The organism is Phocaeicola sp. RTP21359st1_B8_RTP21360_211022 (assembly GCF_040911965.1).
Classification (GTDB): Bacteria; Bacteroidota; Bacteroidia; order Bacteroidales; family Bacteroidaceae; genus Phocaeicola; species Phocaeicola vulgatus.
Genome location: NZ_JBDFXP010000056.1, coordinates 1 through 16,860 on the forward strand (window position 1 = coordinate 1; position 16,860 = coordinate 16,860).

The window sequence follows — 16,860 nt, forward strand, 5'->3', positions numbered from 1 at the left end:
CTGAAATTCTTCATGTTCAGACTGGCTAGGCTATACGCTTAAAAGAAAGCTTACCAACCAGGAAAATCCGCTGACCCACAAGAAGCAGCAGTAAAAAAACAATCGATGCCGTTAATTAGCGGCTTAGCACATTTACAATTTCCACCACATACATCTTGTGAAAACCACCGTGTGATTCCCCATACCATCGGTCCGTAATGCTCTTGTCGATAAAGTTTCCGGGCTTGATCAGATCGGCATACAGTTTCTTGCATTCAAAAGTCAACCGCGCCTGCTCAAAAGTGATGCTTCCGTTCTCGGTGAACAAGGGCGATAGTCCTGTCGCTTTTACTTTATCCATGTCACGTCCCGATTTGGAACCGCATATCTTATGTACTTCTTTATGCTCTTCACCTAGAAAAGAGAGAGTGAGATAGTCATTCTGCTCTATAAAGTCGAATGTATAACGCTCGGGGCGGATAAAGATAAAGGCTACCGGACGGTTCCATAGAAATCCTGCACCTCCCCAGTTTGCCGTCATGGTGTTGAATTTGTCTTTGGTACCGGCGGTTACCAACATCCATTCCTTGCTGATTGTCTCAAACAGATTGTCAGTCAGTTCGTTTACTTTTATTTCTTTCATTGTTTCCGTATTTTTAGCTAGTACAAAGATATAATTTTTTTCTTTTACTGTTTCAGATTAAATTTGCTAATTAGTATCTTTGCGAGAAATATTAATTAAAAAAAGAAAGGACGATACAGTGGCAAATGATGTAGTTTTAACCCCGATGATGAAGCAGTTTTTTGAGTTGAAGGCAAAGCATCCCGATGCGATTATGCTATTCAGGTGCGGGGATTTTTATGAAACTTATTCAGAAGACGCTATTGTTGCCTCAGAGATTTTGGGTATTACGCTGACCAAGCGGGCCAATGGACAGGCAAAGAGCGTAGAAATGGCCGGCTTTCCTTTCCATGCATTGGACACGTATTTGCCCAAGCTGGTACGTGCCGGCAAGCGGGTGGCCATTTGTGACCAATTGGAAGATCCCAAGATGACCAAGAAACTGGTAAAGCGCGGTATCACCGAATTGGTGACTCCGGGTGTAGCCATCAATGACAATGTTCTTTCTTACAAAGAAAATAATTTTCTGGCTGCCGTTCATTTTGGGAAAGCCAGTTGTGGTGTGGCCTTCCTTGATATCTCTACCGGTGAGTTCCTTACCGCAGAGGGGCCTTTTGACTATATAGACAAGTTATTAAATAATTTCGCCCCCAAAGAGGTGCTTTTCGAACGTGGTAAACGGGGAATGTTTGAAGGAAATTTTGGAAGCAAGTTCTTTACTTTTGAGTTGGATGACTGGGTGTTTAATGAAAGTTCCTCACGCGAGAAGCTGTTGAAGCACTTTGAGACCAAGAACTTAAAAGGTTTCGGGGTGGAGCACCTTAAGAATGGTATTGTAGCTTCGGGCGCTATTTTGCAATACCTCAATATGACGCAGCATTATCAGATCGGCCATATAACTTCTCTTTCCCGTATAGAGGAAGACCGTTATGTGCGGCTGGATAAATTCACGGTACGGAGCTTGGAACTCATAGGTAGCATGAATGAGGGCGGAACCAGTCTGCTGGATGTGATCGACCGCACTATCAGCCCTATGGGAGCCCGTCTGCTAAAACGCTGGGTAGTCTTTCCGTTGAAAGATGAGAAGCCTGTCAATGAGCGTCTGGATGTAGTGGAATACTTCTTCCGCAAGCCGGATTTCAAAGAGTTCATAGAAGAGAAACTACATCTGATAGGAGATTTGGAACGTATTGTTTCGAAAGCTGCCGTAGGACGAATCTCTCCACGCGAGGTGGTGCAACTTAAAGTAGCTTTGCAAGCCATCGAGCCGATTAAGAATGCCTGTTTGAATGCGGATAACGGGAGTCTCCGCCGTATTGGGGAACAACTGAATATATGTCTGTCTATCCGTGAAAAGATAGCGAAAGAGGTTAAGAATGATCCTCCTTTGCTGGTGAATAAAGGCGGTGTGATAGCAGACGGGGTGAATGCGGAACTGGACGAACTGCGGCAGATAGCTTTTTCCGGCAAGGATTATCTGCTCAAAGTACAGCAACGTGAAAGTGAGCTGACCGGCATTCCCAGCTTGAAAATTGCTTATAACAATGTGTTCGGTTACTATATTGAGGTGCGTAACACGCATAAGGACAAGGTACCTGCCGACTGGATCCGTAAACAGACGCTGGTGAATGCGGAACGCTATATTACTCAGGAACTGAAAGAATACGAAGAAAAGATCTTGGGGGCCGAAGATAAGATTTTAGTGCTTGAAACAAAGCTCTATAATGAATTGGTGATCGCTTTGGCAGAGTTTATTCCAGCCATTCAGATTAATGCCAGTCAGATTGCCCGATTGGATTGTCTGCTGGCTTTTGCCAATGTGGCGAAAGAGAACAATTATATCCGTCCTGTTGTGGAGGACAGTGAGGTGATTGACATCAGGCAAGGCCGTCATCCTGTCATCGAGAAGCAGCTTCCGGTAGGGGAGAAGTATATTGCCAATGATGTCTTTCTGGACTCGGAAACCCAGCAAATCATTATCATTACCGGTCCCAATATGGCGGGTAAGTCGGCTTTGCTACGCCAGACTGCGCTGATTACCTTGTTGGCGCAGATGGGTAGTTTTGTTCCTGCCGAAAGTGCGCGGATCGGTATGGTGGATAAAATATTCACCCGTGTGGGAGCCAGCGATAACATTTCTGTGGGCGAATCTACCTTTATGGTTGAAATGAATGAGGCGGCAAATATTTTGAACAACCTCTCTAGCCGTAGTTTGGTGCTGTTTGATGAGTTGGGACGGGGAACCTCCACTTATGATGGTATTTCCATTGCTTGGGCTATTGTGGAGCATATTCACGAGCATCCTAAAGCCAAGGCACGTACGCTGTTTGCCACTCATTATCATGAGTTGAACGAGATGGAGAAATCTTTCAAGCGCATCAAGAATTACAATGTATCTGTGAAGGAGATAGATAATAAAGTGATTTTTCTGCGCAAACTGGAACGTGGCGGCAGCGAACATTCTTTCGGTATTCATGTGGCAAAGATGGCAGGTATGCCGAAAAGCATCGTGAAGCGTGCCAATGATATTCTGCATCAACTGGAAACGGACAACCGCCAGCAGGGCATTGCCAAGCCTACGGCTGAGATAGCGTCCGGCCGGAGCGGAATGCAGCTCAGCTTCTTCCAGTTGGATGATCCGGTATTGAGTCAGATACGGGATGAGATTCTGAATTTGGATGTCAATAATCTGACCCCTCTTGAAGCATTGAATAAACTGAATGATATCAAGAAGATAGTAAAAGGCAAATAAATGCCTTCATTTTTCATTAACCGTTAATTACTAACCATTAATCATTATCATGAAACACTTACTAACCTTATGGATGTTGGCCTTGTGTCTGTGTGTTTCGGCCAAGGAAACATGTCCGAAAGTAATTCCCGCCCTGCAAGAGTGGAAGGGGGGAAGTGGAAAACTCGTATTGCCTGCTGAAGGCAGTATTGTTGTAGCTCCTGCCGATGAGGCGGCACTGAAAAGTGTGGCGACTGTGCTGGCACAGGACTTGAAAGATCTGTTGGATTGGAACTACACCATTAGGACCGGGAAACCGGGAAAGAATGATATTTATCTTTCATTGATGAAACCCGACAAACAATTGGGAAAGGAAGGGTATGTGCTGACTGCCGGACGCTATGCCGGTATTGAAGCACCGGCTCGTCAGGGAGTCTTTTGGGGAACCCGGAGTTTGTTGCAGATTCTTTATAATGAAAAAGGAGAGTTGCCCAAAGGAGTTGCCCGTGACTGGCCGCAATATCCCAGTCGTGGCTTCATGCTGGATGTGGGCCGTAAGTTCTTCACAATGGATTTCCTGCGGCAATATGTCAAAATACTATCGTTCTATAAACTGAATGAATTCCAGATTCATCTCAATGACAATGGTTTTGTACAGTTCTTTGATAACGACTGGAACAAGACCTATGCTGCTTTCCGCCTGGAAAGTGAGCGTTTTCCGGGGCTGACCGCCAAGGATGGTTCTTATACCAAGAAAGAATTCACCGACCTGCAACGTCTGGGCATGGAATATGGTGTGAATGTGATTCCGGAGATTGATATTCCGGCTCATTCATTGGCCTTTACACATTATAAACCCGAGATAGGCAGTGATAAATATGGAATGGATCATTTGGATTTGTACAAGGAGGAAACCTATCGTTTTGTAGATTCTTTGCTGGATGAGTATCTTTCTGGTGAGAAACCGGTTTTCATAGGTCCCGACGTACATATCGGTACAGACGAGTACAATGCCAAGGAAGCTGAGAAATTCCGCTATTTTACAGATCGGTATCTGAAGTATGTAGAGAAATACGGGAAGAATGTCCGTATGTGGGGAGCACTGCGCTGGTTGAAAGGAAACACTCCGGTGAAAGCGGATAATGTAACTATTAATGCCTGGTCATACGATTGGATTGATCCTAATGCTTCTTTGAAAGACGGATATAAGATTATCAATACGTGTGATGCTTATCTTTATATTGTTCCGGCTGCCGGATATTATCGTGATTTCCTGGACACGAAATGGCTGTATGAGCAATGGCGTGTGGGTAAAGTGAATCCTAAGGAAGAGTTGCCTGAAGGAACTCCGGGACTGTTGGGAGGTATGTTTGCCGTATGGAATGACCATTGTGGTAACGGTGTGTCACAACAGGATGTGCATTTCCGTACATTCCCGGCCGCTCAGATACTGGCCGAGAAGATGTGGAGAGGGAAGAATGAAATGGTTTCTTACGAGGAATTTGAGGAATTGTGCAAACAGATGCCTGAAGCTCCCGGTGTCAACCTGCTGGGGCGTGTGCAGGGTGAGGTAGTCCTTCCGGGGCAGAATGAAGAACTGTCTTTGAACGGTACGGACAGCATTGCCACTATGTTGCCGGAGGTAGGCTATCCATACGTGGTAGAATTTGAAATAAATCCGGACAAAGACCAAAATATCAACGGTATTTTGTTTAAAGGTCCTCATTCCACCGTATATGCCAATTGGGAAAATAAGGGAAAATTGGCTTTCAGCCGTGACGGCTATACGTTTGTATTCCACGCTGCCACACTGCCTGCCGGAGCATGGACGAAGGTACGCATAGAGGGAGACCACAAAGGTACTACTCTTTACATAAACGGTGAGAAAGCGGAACGTTTGGAAGGACGTATCAAGCAGTTTTACAACTATACTCATAAACGCAAGGACAAGATGTATATGCAGGAAACTTTGGTGTTTCCCATGCGGCAGATTGGGGATGTGCAGAATGGGTTCAGAGGGAAGTTGCGGAATATAAATTGCACGCAATAAAAGATATTTCTTTTCTCTTGCTGTGTAGGGGCAGGTTTTAGACCTGTCCCTATGCCCAATAGGAGTGAAATTTCTCCGAATGTTATCTTTAATAGTGTTATATTGTTTATTATCAAAGTTTTATATGCGGTAAATGTTATCTGTTTTATTTTCATGAAAAGGGCTTTATACCTTACTTTGCATTATTAAACTTAAGCAACAAACCCGATGAAAATAAAACAAATTCTACTTTGCATGCTTTTAGCCTGCTTTATTCTTCCCGCTTCCGCACAGAATAGCTGGGGTATTGTATGTAGGAGGCGGACTTTTTTCTAAATCTCTGTCCAGGGATGCACGCTTCAGCCTGGGCGGTTATGCCGGAGGAATGTATGACGTTCATGTTAAAAACTCATGGTATGTACAACCACAATTATTATTTACTTATGAAGAATTCAGATCCAAGACAAGACTTGGTACCGATTCTTTTTTTAGTAAATTCAATTTGGAGCTTCCTATCCTTGCTTCTTATAATGTTGCTTTGAATAACAAATGGAATTTGCGCATCAATGCGGGACCGTATCTGTCCTATGCTATGTTTGGCAGGGATAAATCCATTGATTACGCCTATGGCAACGGAATGCATTCTAGTTTGGGCTGGTGGCATCAGGATTTTCCAGATCATTTTACTTACGGCGGAAGGGCCGGGGTTTCATTGGAATCCGAGCATTTCATTTACACTATCGATGGTAAGTGTTCTCTTCGTAAGAGACCTTTCGGGCAGAGTGTCAGTTTATCGGCCGGTGTAGGATATAAGTTCTGAGTTTTCTGTATCTTTGTCGCCGGAGAATAAAAATAGAGTTGCATGTATGTTTATATAAAACAGCCGGGTATTGTTTGCCTTCTATGTTGGCTTTGTCTTTCCTGTACTTTGCAGCGCACGGAACATCCTGCTTTGCGGCAAGCAGGATACTTGATGGAAGAACATGCCGACAGTGCGTTTTCATTATTGAAATCCATCTCTTCCCTAACCGGTATGAGCCCGGAAGACAAGGCCGGTTACGCTTTGCTGCTGGCTGAGGCTGCGGATAAAAATGGTTATTCACTGCTTCCTTGTGACTCATTATTGAATTTTGCTCTCCATGTATATCATGAAGAAGCCAAAGAACATGCCATAGCTCTTCTGTATAAGGGTAAAGTGCAACAGGAAATGGAAAACTATGCCGATGCCCTGAAGAGTTACCGTATGGCGCTTGAAATTCTTTCCGCCTATCCATGCGAATTCTATTGGAAAGGGTTTGTATATAATATGTTGGGTGGGCTGTATGGCAAACAGAACTTGTACGCACAGGCCAAAGATATGTATGTCAAGGCTTGTTATAATGATTCGCTGGCACGGCATAACCGTCATTTCATCAGTTCACTCAGCAATCTGGGGGTAGCTTACATTGGGTATGGAAATATAGACTCCGCTTTTATCTGCCAGCAACGCGCTTTGCAGCTTTCTCTTTCTACTGATAGTTTCCTTTTGCATTCTCTTTATGGAAATATAGGGGATTTATGCGGACGTACAGGACGGAACAGTATAGCTATTATTTGTCTGAAAAGGGCATACGATGCCTGTCGTCTTAGAGAAGACAGCTTGCAGTGTCTTTGGAATCTAGGGGAATTTTATTATAATAACGGGCAGCTTGATTCGGCTCTTTATTATTTGAACCGAAGCAAGGAAGCTGTCGATATTCATATCCGGTATCTCTCTTTCTTTGACTTGTATGCCATAGCCAAGCAGCAGGGAAATGTGGAGAAAGCTTTGGAATATCTGGAAATCAGCACCCAGTTGGAAGATTCTATCTATTCCACCAATGTGGCTACGGAACTGGAGAAGAAGACCTATCGTTGGAATGCCGATGCGCAAGTAAGGAAAGAACAGTTCAAGGCTAAACGGAGGATATACACCATTGCGATGATAGCTGTGGTGTTGCTGCTGGTCATTGTGATTATTTATCAACAGATACTGAAGAACAAGAAGATACAGCAATCCAACTATAAATATCTGTTGCAGAAGCTGAAACAGAACCTGATGGATATGCAGCAGAATATTGCTCAACATGAAGAGGTGATAGCCGAATTGAAACAGAAACAAGAAAGCCGTGTCGAGGAAATAGAAGAGAAGGAACGGGCTATAGAGGCCATGAAGATGGAGAAGGAGAAATTGCGCAACTGGTTGTTCCGGCAAAGTGCCCTCTATACGAAAATAGACAAACTGGCCAACCAGCAAAAGCATCACAAAGAGCGTATTGCAGTGCTCACCAATGCTGAGCAACGCCAACTCAGAGTGATTATAGGACAGATTTATGCTGATTACATAGAGCAACTGCATACCCGGTATCCCAAGTTGAACGAAGATGATGTCCTTTTGCTATGTCTGCAATTGGCAGATTTATCTCCTTTTGCCATCGCTTTATGCTTTGGTAATAATGATGCACAGATTGTAGCGCAACGCAAATATCGTATGAAAAGTAAGATGGAATAATCCTATGTTATCTTTAATAGTGTTACATTGTTGATTGTCAGTAATTTATGTTTAGTAACTGTTATTGGGTTTAATCGTTTCGAATGTCTGTACTCTCTATCTTTGCGGAATAAAACCATAAAAATAGAAACGATATGGAAACTAACAAACTAATTCTGGCGTGCCTGATTACTCTATGTTCATTACCCGTCGCCGCACAAGTAAAACTGGGAATTGAGGCTGGTGCCAATCTTTCCAACTATATCACCGACAGTCATTCAAACCCTTCGGACAGCAAAAACATGAAAGTAGGTTTTCAAGCAGGCCTGACAGTCGACTATGAGTTTCAGAATCACCTGATGCTGATGTCTGGACTTTTTTTTGTCCGAAAGGGTGGAAATTTGAAACTGGGTGAGAATTACTACGGAAAGGATGGTATAAATGCTTATTACCGTTATCCCGATGTGGAAGTAAAGATGAACTATCTGCAAATACCTGTGAAACTGGGCTATAACTTTCATATAAATGATAAACTAAGTCTTATTCCCAATGTCGGACTCTATGCGGCGTATGGTTTCAATGCCGGTGAAAGCGATTTGCAGATGGTGGGTGACGGTAAATTGATTCATGCCGGCTGGAAGCCGCTGGATGGCTATGGGAATACTTCCGATCAGGCTATTCGGGGGTTCAACCATTGGGATGTCGGAGCGACAGCTGGTATCAAGGCAGTGATAGGTAAGCATTACACGATTTCATTTGATTATAATATCGGTCTGAACAAAGCACAAAGTACATACGGATTACGAAACTCTACATTCCAACTTTCAGTTGGTTACCGTTTTTAAATTTTCATCACTTTAGAGAAAACCGAATACTAGACTTTATTTTTTAAGAAGAGAGATGCTCTTGCACGAGAGTGTAGGGGCATTTCTCTTGACATTTTTCTTCGCAAACCACCATCTCCATCCCCTGGTAAACCAGGCGGGAAGCCAGTTTGTCTTTCTCATAATTCAAACTTGTCTGCCTCGTTCAGTCATAATAGTGCCGTAACATGAAGAGAGTGTTAGGCTCTTGCCAAAGCGACGGAAACGGATGAGGAAAAAGAACTTGTTGGCCCTTTCAATCAAAGAGATGTAATGCGTCTTGTTCACATAATAACAATTGTCTTCGCGGACAGCCACAAAATTCATCATTCCTTAAGGGATACGCTACGGTAAGGCATGTTAAGTACATCAAATACATTGGGTATGATTCCTCCTTTTTGTTTTCTACAAAAATAGTCTTTTGGGGCAGACGGCCAACAAGCAACAAGGATATTTGTACTGTGTTGCTTATTAATCGATGTCCGTGTACCGGGTTATGAAAGCGTTTTTCTATCTTTGTGCATAGAAAGCTAAAAGATAAAATCACTATGCGTTCATTTATTATATATTTAAATTTCGTCAGTTTGCTGGCTGTCTGTTTGTTTGCCTGTAACCACCATTCTTCCAATCCGATGTTACAGCAGGTAGATTCATTGTTGGAAATGAAGCCGGACAGTGCATTGACTATTTTAAAAAATATATCTGTTTTAGAGGATTTGCCGGAAGTAGACAAGGCATACTATGCTTTGTTGCTGGCTGAGGCTACGGACAAGAACAAACTACCCTTATTGCCTTGCGATTCCTTATTGAATTTCGCCTTGGATTATTATGGAGATGATGATAGGGAGAAAGCTGTGGCATTGATGTATAAGGGAAGGCTGCTGGCGCAGATGAATGATGAAATGTCGGCGATAGAGCATAATTTGAAAGCGTTGGAAGTGTTGCAGAATTATCCGCAAGATTTAAAATGTAGAAGATTGATTTATAGTATGTTAGGGGTATGGTATGGTGATTGTGAATTGTACGACAAGGCGTTGGAAATACAAAATCAAGCTCTTCTTTATTCTTTTAGTGCTAAAGATACTGCTATTGCCTATCATAACATTGGATATATTTATGGTATGAGGGATATGCAGGATTCTGCTATAACTTATCAGAGAAAGTCTGTGGAATATGCTATGCGTTCTAAAGATACAAGCATGATACTCACTTCTTGGCACAATTTAAGTCTGTATTATGGACGATTTGAAAACATCGATTCTGCCGTGGTTTATGCCTATAAAGTTTTGCAAAATATATCTGATGAAAATAAAATATTTAGCGGTTATTTCTATAATATAGGTGATTTGTACATTGGTTTAGGACAATATGATTCTGCTAGGCATTATTTAGAGAAAAGCCTGCTCTTTTCTCCATCCCTTTCTATGTCTTACTGGTCACTTGCCGTAATGGAAGCTAAGCTAGGAAATTTCAAGTCTGCCTATCACTATCTAGATACTTTTGTCATGGTTCAGGATTCATTGGATGCTAGTGAGCGATTGTCTGAAGTGCAGCATATAGTCTATAAAAATCAGACAGCATTGGAAGTAAAGGATGAGCAAATAAAATCTAGAAAGGTTATAGGGCGTATTGTTTTTTCAGCCATTATTATTTGCTTTGTCGTTGCTTTGATTTACCAACGTTGGATAAATAAGAAAAATAACCAGCAGGCACTCTATCGGCAAGCATTACAATATGCTGATGAGAAACAGAATGTGATGCAGCAGCGCATAGAAGAAAATGAATCCGCTCTTGCACTGTTACAGGATAGGGAAAACCAAAATCTTGATGAAATTGCCCAAAAAGAGCAATTGATAACTCAATTGAAGAAAGAAAAGTTGGCACTTCGTACATGGTTATTTCAGCAGACTTCTATATACAAAAAGGTGATGTCATTGTCTGACCAGCAGCAGGTGAATAAGAAAATCCGTAAGGTGATGGCAGCTGCTGAATTGGACAAACTGAAGAAAACGACCTTTGAAATCTATGCTGATTATATTTCTCCTTTGCAAGCACAATACTCCCAACTGACGGAGGATGACTTGTTGGTCCTTTGCCTGCAAGAAGCGGGTATTTCTCCGTTGGCCATTTCTTTATGTTTCGGACATACGGATACGGTAGCCCTCAATCAAAGGAAATCGCGTCTAAAAAAGAAAATGTCAGAGTGATAAACTGAAATATATTGTTTATCAGTGTTTTATAGAAATATTATGTCACAGCAAATAGTTGTACGTTCTTTCCTTTCCCTCTAACTTTGCGGCATCATTTTTAAACAAAAAGAAGTATGAAAGCAAAGTTATTATTGATGTTATTTTTAGTTTCCTTGAGTTTGGGAGTTTTTGCTTCGGAGCATCACCAAAAGAAGCCTCATGCAGTTTGCAAAGTTTATGAAAAGGTGGCTACTAGAATTCCTTTTATTTTTTCAGTACAAGCCGAAGATATAAATGACTGCTTGTATCTCACATTTCAATTTTCATTAGATGATGCTGACATTACTATGCTAGATAAGGATGGTAATGAAAAGGTGTAGTTATGAATAACGCATTTGAAAAAACAGCTGTACTTCCTAAGTGTGATAAAGGAAGTGCTTACTCGACTCAGATAAATTTAAGTTTTTAAGTAATTCCAATTAAGGCTGTATGATAATATTTTAGTTGATAATCTAAGGTTATTGATAATGTGAAGTTCATATCTGAATCTTATTTTATTGCTCATGTTATGATAAAATATGTTATATGGTTGATTTTTAGTGTTGTATAGGTGAGTGGATGTTATATGGATAGAGCTTTATGCTTATATCTTCTTTCTAATTTTGCAACATCAAATAAAAAAATAAGTATGAAGACTAAAATGATTGTAGTGGTGGTGTTGGCTGCCATGTGTGTATTGCCTTTGTCTGCACAGGTAAAAGTTGGTGTGGAAGGTGGAATGAACCTGTCTCATTATCTGGTTTCCGGTTCTGACGGATATAAAGCCGAACAGGTAGGTGGAATGAAGCCCGGCTTTCAATTGGGGGTGACTGTGGACTACGAGATAGGAAAGCATTGGATGTTAATGTCCGGTTTGTCTTGGTTGCAGAATAGAAGTACCATGAAAATGATGGATCACATGGTTACTTATTTTCCTAAGACAGAGATAAAGATGAATAATCTGATTTTGCCGTTAAAAATGGGATATAATATTCGGGTTTCGGATAAACTCAGCCTCATTCCGTCGGTTGGAGTTTATGCTTCTTACGGATTTGGTGCTGGAAACTGTTCTTTGGATGTTATTCACCAAGAGGGGGATAATATAACTACCGAGCCTGCAAAATGGAAGCCCTTGGATGGTTTTTCCTATAAAGCCGGGGAGCCCAATAATAGTGGTAATCTTCAGGCTTTCCGCCGTTGGGATTATGGGGGCATTGTTGGAATGAAGGCTGTTATTGCCGATCATTATACGATAAGTTTTGATTATAGGGTCGGAATAAAAAAGATACAGGCACAAAATGGTTTGCGGAATTCAACTTTCCAGTTCTCCGTAGGCTTATCGTTTCTAAACTGATTTAATTAAACTGGCAATCTGTCAAAATGATAATGCCGGTGTATGAGGGTGTCCTGTTTTAAAGGATACAGTTTGTGTATTTTCATCGTATTCTCGTGCATCGGCATTTTGACAGATTGTCTTCTTTTTCTGGTTATTTATTCTTTTATGGATATATGTGAACGTATATGTAGGGAAATGCATACATACGTGTCCGACAGGGATCTTTATGCCTTTTGAGACCCCTCTATTTATTGAGCCAGCTCTTTCAATATCTCCTCTATTTTCTGAAAGAGTTGTCCTATGTGCGCTCCGTCCACAAAAGCATGGTTTACAGTGAAAGCGATGGGCATTACCAGTCTTCCTTCGCGTGGCACTACTTTGCCGGCATTCATCAGCGGATAGTCTAATGGATGGTCGGGAGCCATTTGTGTATAGGTGAGTGAAGTGAAATAAAGCTGAGGCGTGGCACTCAGTTGGATAATATCAAAATCTCCCTGTTCTGTAATGACTTTTTCGGCTCCATACGGGTCACCCTCTTCGGGGATGTTATGGACGATGTGATATGCTTCGGCATAAAACCGTTCAAAATCTGCATGGTAAGGGATGCGGACTGTGTAGAAAGTCTTGCCGGGTACAGCGATAGGTGATATGATGTCCACCTGATCGTGATAGACCACCTGTCCGTTTTTATCTGTACGGAAACGGAATTCTTTCACTTCATTGGCAGCACGTAGCACAGCATACAGGTAATACAGGAAAAAAGAGCGCTTGGCGGCTTTTGCAGCTGGAAATGCTTCAGTGCAATCCACTTCACTGGTAATGGATATCCATGAATTATGGAAGTTGCGGAAAAAATTATAATTGTCCCGGCGTTCCCAGGTTTCAATATCTATTATATGTTTCATTTATTTTACGGGTTTAAAAGAATGGTACATGAAGTGCGCTCCCAGCAGTATGAACGGAATGCTGAGCCATTGCCCCATGTTCAGCATCATACTGTCTTCAAAGGCTTCCTGGCTGGCTTTTATAAACTCCACAAGGAAGCGGAAGGTGAATATGGTAGTGAGGCAGTAGCCGAAATAGAAACCGGGGTATAGCGTGGTTTTGTACTTTTTATACAACCGCAAGCCTATGATAAAAATCAGAAGATAGGCGATGGCTTCGTAGAGTTGTGCCGGATGGTGGGGTTGCATATCTTCGTGCGGAAAAATGAACGCCCAAGGAACATGAGTTACCGTACCTACTATTTCACCATTCATCAGGTTACCTAAACGGATAAAACAACCTGCCAGCGGGGTGGCGATGGCTATATTGTCTAGTACAGTCAGGAACTTCAATTTTACACGGCGTGAATAGATCCATAAGGCGAGCATTAGTCCGATGGTTCCTCCATGGCTGGCAAGACCTTGATAACCGGTCCATTTTATCCCAGAATCGGTAATCTTGACGGGCAACAGCATTTCTACAGGGTGGGAGAGCCAATAGCCTGGCTCATAGAACAGACAATGTCCCAGGCGAGCACCGATAACAATACCCAGCAGGCAGTAAACGAACAGGGAATCAAATTTTTCGTAAGGAATTTTTTGGTCTTGGTAGAGTTTGTATATCACCCAGTAAGCCAATGAAAGCCCTGTAACGAACAATACGGAGTAATAACGGATGGAAATGCCGAAAATGGAAAAGATTTCTATATCGGGATTCCAAAGAATGGCTGACAGTGTATTCATATCTTGAATTTTTGTGCAACTTTGCGGTAAGTGGGCATATCCACATCCATCTTTTCGCCCAGTGCGATCATATCAAACAATAGTCCTTGTATTTCGGACTCATGTCCTTTGGCTATATCTTTTTGCATGGATGCGGTACTGTCCGGGTCTAATTTGTCAATCACTTTTAAGTTGTATTCTATCGGGTCTTCCGCATAGGTAATTCCCATTTTGCGGCCTATTTCAGAACTTTCCTTGGACAGACCGATGAAAGTGTCGCGTTCTGCTCCGGGATGTTGCAGAGGACCCATCGGGACATCATGGTAGGCACCTGTGCAGGCCATAGCTGAGATGAATGACCATTTGATGAAGGTGTCGCGATTGATATCATCCGAAATATCGGCTTTGATCCCTGCTTTTCTTAGTACATCGGCAATGGTTTCCAGACGTTCCGGAGCCACACCCTGTTGGGGACGTGCACCGAAAACCAGCCGGAATATTTTGCCCATTTGTGTGATTTCACCCGGTCCGGAAACGAAACCTACGATGTAGATGCATCCGTCCAGTACTGTTACATGTGGAACGAGTTGCCCGATGCGGGGACCTGTACCGTAAACATTCAGGATGGGGATAATCAAGGTATCTTTATCCGAGGCTTTTTCCAACAGATCTTTGATGGAATCCAGGGAATAGCCCTTCACGCATACAAAAATTACGTTGGCCTTCTCGTTGTATTCCTCGGCTGTGCAGGCTTGTATAGGTAGAAAGTGATTACCTTTTAAGTCTGATCTAAGGTGAAGCCCTTTTTCACGAATGGCTTCCAGATGCTTGCCACGGGCAATGCATGTTACGTCTTTTCCTGCTAAAGCAAGGAAACCGGCGATGCTTCCTCCAACGCCGCCGGTTCCCACGATTAAATATTTTTCCATGTTAGTTGTATTTTGTTTTAGGAAACAAAACACTGACTTATCGGTCTGCCATCAGTTTTGCTGGTTTCCTGATGTTCTTTCATGCATTGCATGGCATGACAAGTCTTTTGCGTTTTGATTTACCTTATACATTGAAACGGAAGTGCATGATGTCACCGTCCTGTACTATGTATTCTTTACCTTCCACGCCCATTTTTCCAGCCTCTTTCACGGCGGCTTCCGAACCATATTTAATGTAGTCTTCGTACTTGATTACCTCGGCACGGATAAATCCTTTCTCGAAATCGGTGTGGATGACTCCTGCACATTGGGGGGCTTTCCATCCTTTACGATAGGTCCAGGCTTTTACTTCCATTTCTCCGGCGGTGATGAAGGTTTCCAGTTCCAGCAGGTGATAAGCCGATTTGATCAGACGGTTTACACCTGATTCTTTCAGACCGACTTCCTGAAGGAACATCTGGCGGTCTTCATAGGTTTCAAGTTCTGCGATATCGGCTTCGGTTTTGGCGGCTACGACCAGAATTTCTGCATTTTCTTCTTTTACGGCTTCGCGTACTTGTTCTACATATTTATTGCCGGTAGCAGCACTTGCTTCGTCCACGTTGCATACGTACATCACTGGTTTGCTGGTCAGCAAGAACAGTTCTTTTGCGATTTTTTGTTCGTCTTTGCTGTCAAATTGTACGGTACGCGCAGATTTGCCTTGTTCCAATGCGTCTTTATATTTAACAAGGATGTCGTACATTTGTTTTGCTTGTTTGTCACCGCCCGTCTGTGCCTGTTTTTGTACTTTTTGAATACGGCTTTCAATGGTTTCCAAATCTTTCAGCTGGAGTTCGGTGTCAATGATTTCTTTGTCACGTACCGGATCTACACTACCGTCTACATGAGTTACATTTTCATCGTCAAAACAACGGAGTACGTGCAGGATAGCATCTGTTTCACGGATATTTGCCAGAAACTTGTTTCCCAGCCCTTCACCTTTGCTAGCCCCTTTTACAAGTCCTGCAATGTCAACAATTTCTACAGTAGTGGGAACGATACGTCCCGGATGAACCAGTTCGGCAAGTTTGGTCAGGCGTTCATCAGGAACGGTGATGACACCTACATTCGGTTCGATGGTACAGAAAGGAAAGTTGGCTGCTTGAGCCTTTGCATTCGATAAACAATTAAAAAGTGTCGACTTTCCTACGTTTGGAAGACCGACAATACCACATTGTAAAGCCATTATCTATTTGTTTTTTTGATTATTATCTATCTATTTGTTTGCAAAGATAACCATTCTTTTTGTATCAGACTTCATATTGAAGTCAGATTTGGCTTTTTTATATGCGAAAAGGGGGAGGCTTGTTACGAAACAGAAAGGGCAACCGTCACGGCTGCCCTTTCGTCGAGTTTTTATGAAAAGTGTTAGATTGTTAGAATAGATTTATTTGTCCATAGTTACGGTCATTTCGGGTACTAATATATATTCTTTCTTTTTAGAGTTCCATTTGTAATATTCAGTAGTCATACTTTTATTGCCATAAGTATAACGAATGCAGAGGTTATTTTCCCAGCGGTTTTTGTTACTGTTCCATTTTTGCGCCTCGTCCTCAGTACGTTGGTTGTTGGCGTCATACTTGTAATTGTGTTTCATATAATTAGTAAGCATGGTGCCTTCCATTTTAAAAATCGTTTCCGAAACAACTACTCCATTTACTTCTTCTGCATTGTAAATCAGGTTGTCACCCGGATTTCCTGCAAAAACTGTAAGGTTAGCAATAAATAAAATTGCTACAACGAGCATTCCTTTCAAAAAATTGATCTTCTTCATGATATTGATATATTAGATTGTTACTTTCATATTGTTTTTAAAAGCGGTGCAAATGTACGAAATAAAATTGAATCTCCTAACATTTCTACTAGAAAATGATGATATTTTTGCA

The 16,860-nt window shown here is 42.1% G+C and carries 13 protein-coding genes and 2 pseudogenes; 8 read left to right on the forward strand and 7 right to left on the reverse strand.

Features of this window, described 5'->3' with window-relative positions:
- Positions 1–115: 115 nt before the first annotated feature.
- Positions 116–622 carry a flavin reductase family protein gene (locus AB5062_RS19985; RefSeq protein ID WP_005843965.1) on the reverse strand — a complete coding sequence of 169 codons (507 nt, stop codon included), beginning with the start codon at positions 620–622 and terminating at the stop codon, positions 116–118.
- Between the two features lie 118 nt (positions 623–740).
- Between AB5062_RS19985 and mutS the strand changes: the two genes are divergently transcribed.
- The 5 genes and pseudogenes from mutS (at position 741) to AB5062_RS20010 (ending at position 8,715) form a co-directional block, all read left to right on the forward strand.
- Entirely contained in the window at positions 741–3,353 is a 2,613-nt protein-coding gene (gene mutS, locus AB5062_RS19990) for a DNA mismatch repair protein MutS (protein WP_032938884.1), read from the forward strand.
- Between the two features lie 49 nt (positions 3,354–3,402).
- Positions 3,403–5,382 (forward strand): family 20 glycosylhydrolase, encoded by a 1,980-nt coding sequence (locus AB5062_RS19995; RefSeq protein ID WP_368326944.1) that lies wholly within the window; start codon positions 3,403–3,405, stop codon positions 5,380–5,382.
- A 207-nt stretch (positions 5,383–5,589) separates the two neighbouring features.
- Positions 5,590–6,181, forward strand: a pseudogene (locus tag AB5062_RS20000) (outer membrane beta-barrel protein).
- A 42-nt stretch (positions 6,182–6,223) separates the two neighbouring features.
- The gene (locus AB5062_RS20005) at positions 6,224–7,891 is read left to right on the forward strand and encodes a tetratricopeptide repeat protein (protein WP_032953298.1); all 1,668 of its coding nucleotides are present in this window, start codon (positions 6,224–6,226) and stop codon (positions 7,889–7,891) included.
- 134 nt (positions 7,892–8,025) lie between these two features.
- The gene (locus tag AB5062_RS20010; RefSeq protein WP_005843954.1) at positions 8,026–8,715 is read left to right on the forward strand and encodes a porin family protein; all 690 of its coding nucleotides are present in this window, start codon (positions 8,026–8,028) and stop codon (positions 8,713–8,715) included.
- 187 nt (positions 8,716–8,902) lie between these two features.
- Here AB5062_RS20010 and AB5062_RS20015 read toward each other — a convergent pair.
- A pseudogene (locus AB5062_RS20015) lies at positions 8,903–9,063 on the reverse strand (AAA family ATPase); the annotation flags it as partial.
- Between the two features lie 218 nt (positions 9,064–9,281).
- Here AB5062_RS20015 and AB5062_RS20020 point away from each other — a divergent pair.
- The 3 genes from AB5062_RS20020 (at position 9,282) to AB5062_RS20030 (ending at position 12,315) form a co-directional block, all read left to right on the forward strand.
- Positions 9,282–10,940: a tetratricopeptide repeat protein gene (locus AB5062_RS20020; RefSeq protein ID WP_032953297.1), complete on the forward strand. Its 1,659-nt coding sequence runs from the start codon at positions 9,282–9,284 to the stop codon at positions 10,938–10,940.
- A 116-nt stretch (positions 10,941–11,056) separates the two neighbouring features.
- Positions 11,057–11,302 carry a hypothetical protein gene (locus tag AB5062_RS20025; RefSeq protein ID WP_005849888.1) on the forward strand — a complete coding sequence of 82 codons (246 nt, stop codon included), beginning with the start codon at positions 11,057–11,059 and terminating at the stop codon, positions 11,300–11,302.
- 308 nt (positions 11,303–11,610) lie between these two features.
- On the forward strand, positions 11,611–12,315 hold the full coding sequence (locus AB5062_RS20030) for a porin family protein (RefSeq protein WP_151851270.1): 705 nt from the start codon (positions 11,611–11,613) through the stop codon (positions 12,313–12,315).
- Positions 12,316–12,545: 230 nt separating this feature from the next.
- On the opposite strand, the gene AB5062_RS20035 is transcribed toward AB5062_RS20030, so the two are convergent.
- From AB5062_RS20035 to AB5062_RS20055, 5 genes are all read right to left on the reverse strand, one after another.
- Positions 12,546–13,202: a chloramphenicol acetyltransferase gene (locus tag AB5062_RS20035; RefSeq protein ID WP_005843940.1), complete on the reverse strand. Its 657-nt coding sequence runs from the start codon at positions 13,200–13,202 to the stop codon at positions 12,546–12,548.
- Positions 13,203–14,024 carry a prolipoprotein diacylglyceryl transferase gene (gene lgt / locus AB5062_RS20040; protein WP_368326945.1) on the reverse strand — a complete coding sequence of 274 codons (822 nt, stop codon included), beginning with the start codon at positions 14,022–14,024 and terminating at the stop codon, positions 13,203–13,205. It lies immediately after the preceding gene.
- Entirely contained in the window at positions 14,021–14,932 is a 912-nt protein-coding gene (locus AB5062_RS20045; RefSeq protein WP_005843936.1) for a ketopantoate reductase family protein, read from the reverse strand. The genes lgt and AB5062_RS20045 overlap by 4 nt, the downstream gene beginning before the upstream one ends.
- Positions 14,933–15,056: 124 nt before the next feature.
- A complete protein-coding gene (ychF, locus tag AB5062_RS20050) occupies positions 15,057–16,160 on the reverse strand; it encodes a redox-regulated ATPase YchF (protein WP_008666439.1) in 1,104 nt (367 codons plus the stop codon).
- A gap of 201 nt (positions 16,161–16,361) precedes the next feature.
- Positions 16,362–16,748: a DUF3836 domain-containing protein gene (locus AB5062_RS20055; protein ID WP_005849881.1), complete on the reverse strand. Its 387-nt coding sequence runs from the start codon at positions 16,746–16,748 to the stop codon at positions 16,362–16,364.
- Positions 16,749–16,860: the final 112 nt, after the last annotated feature.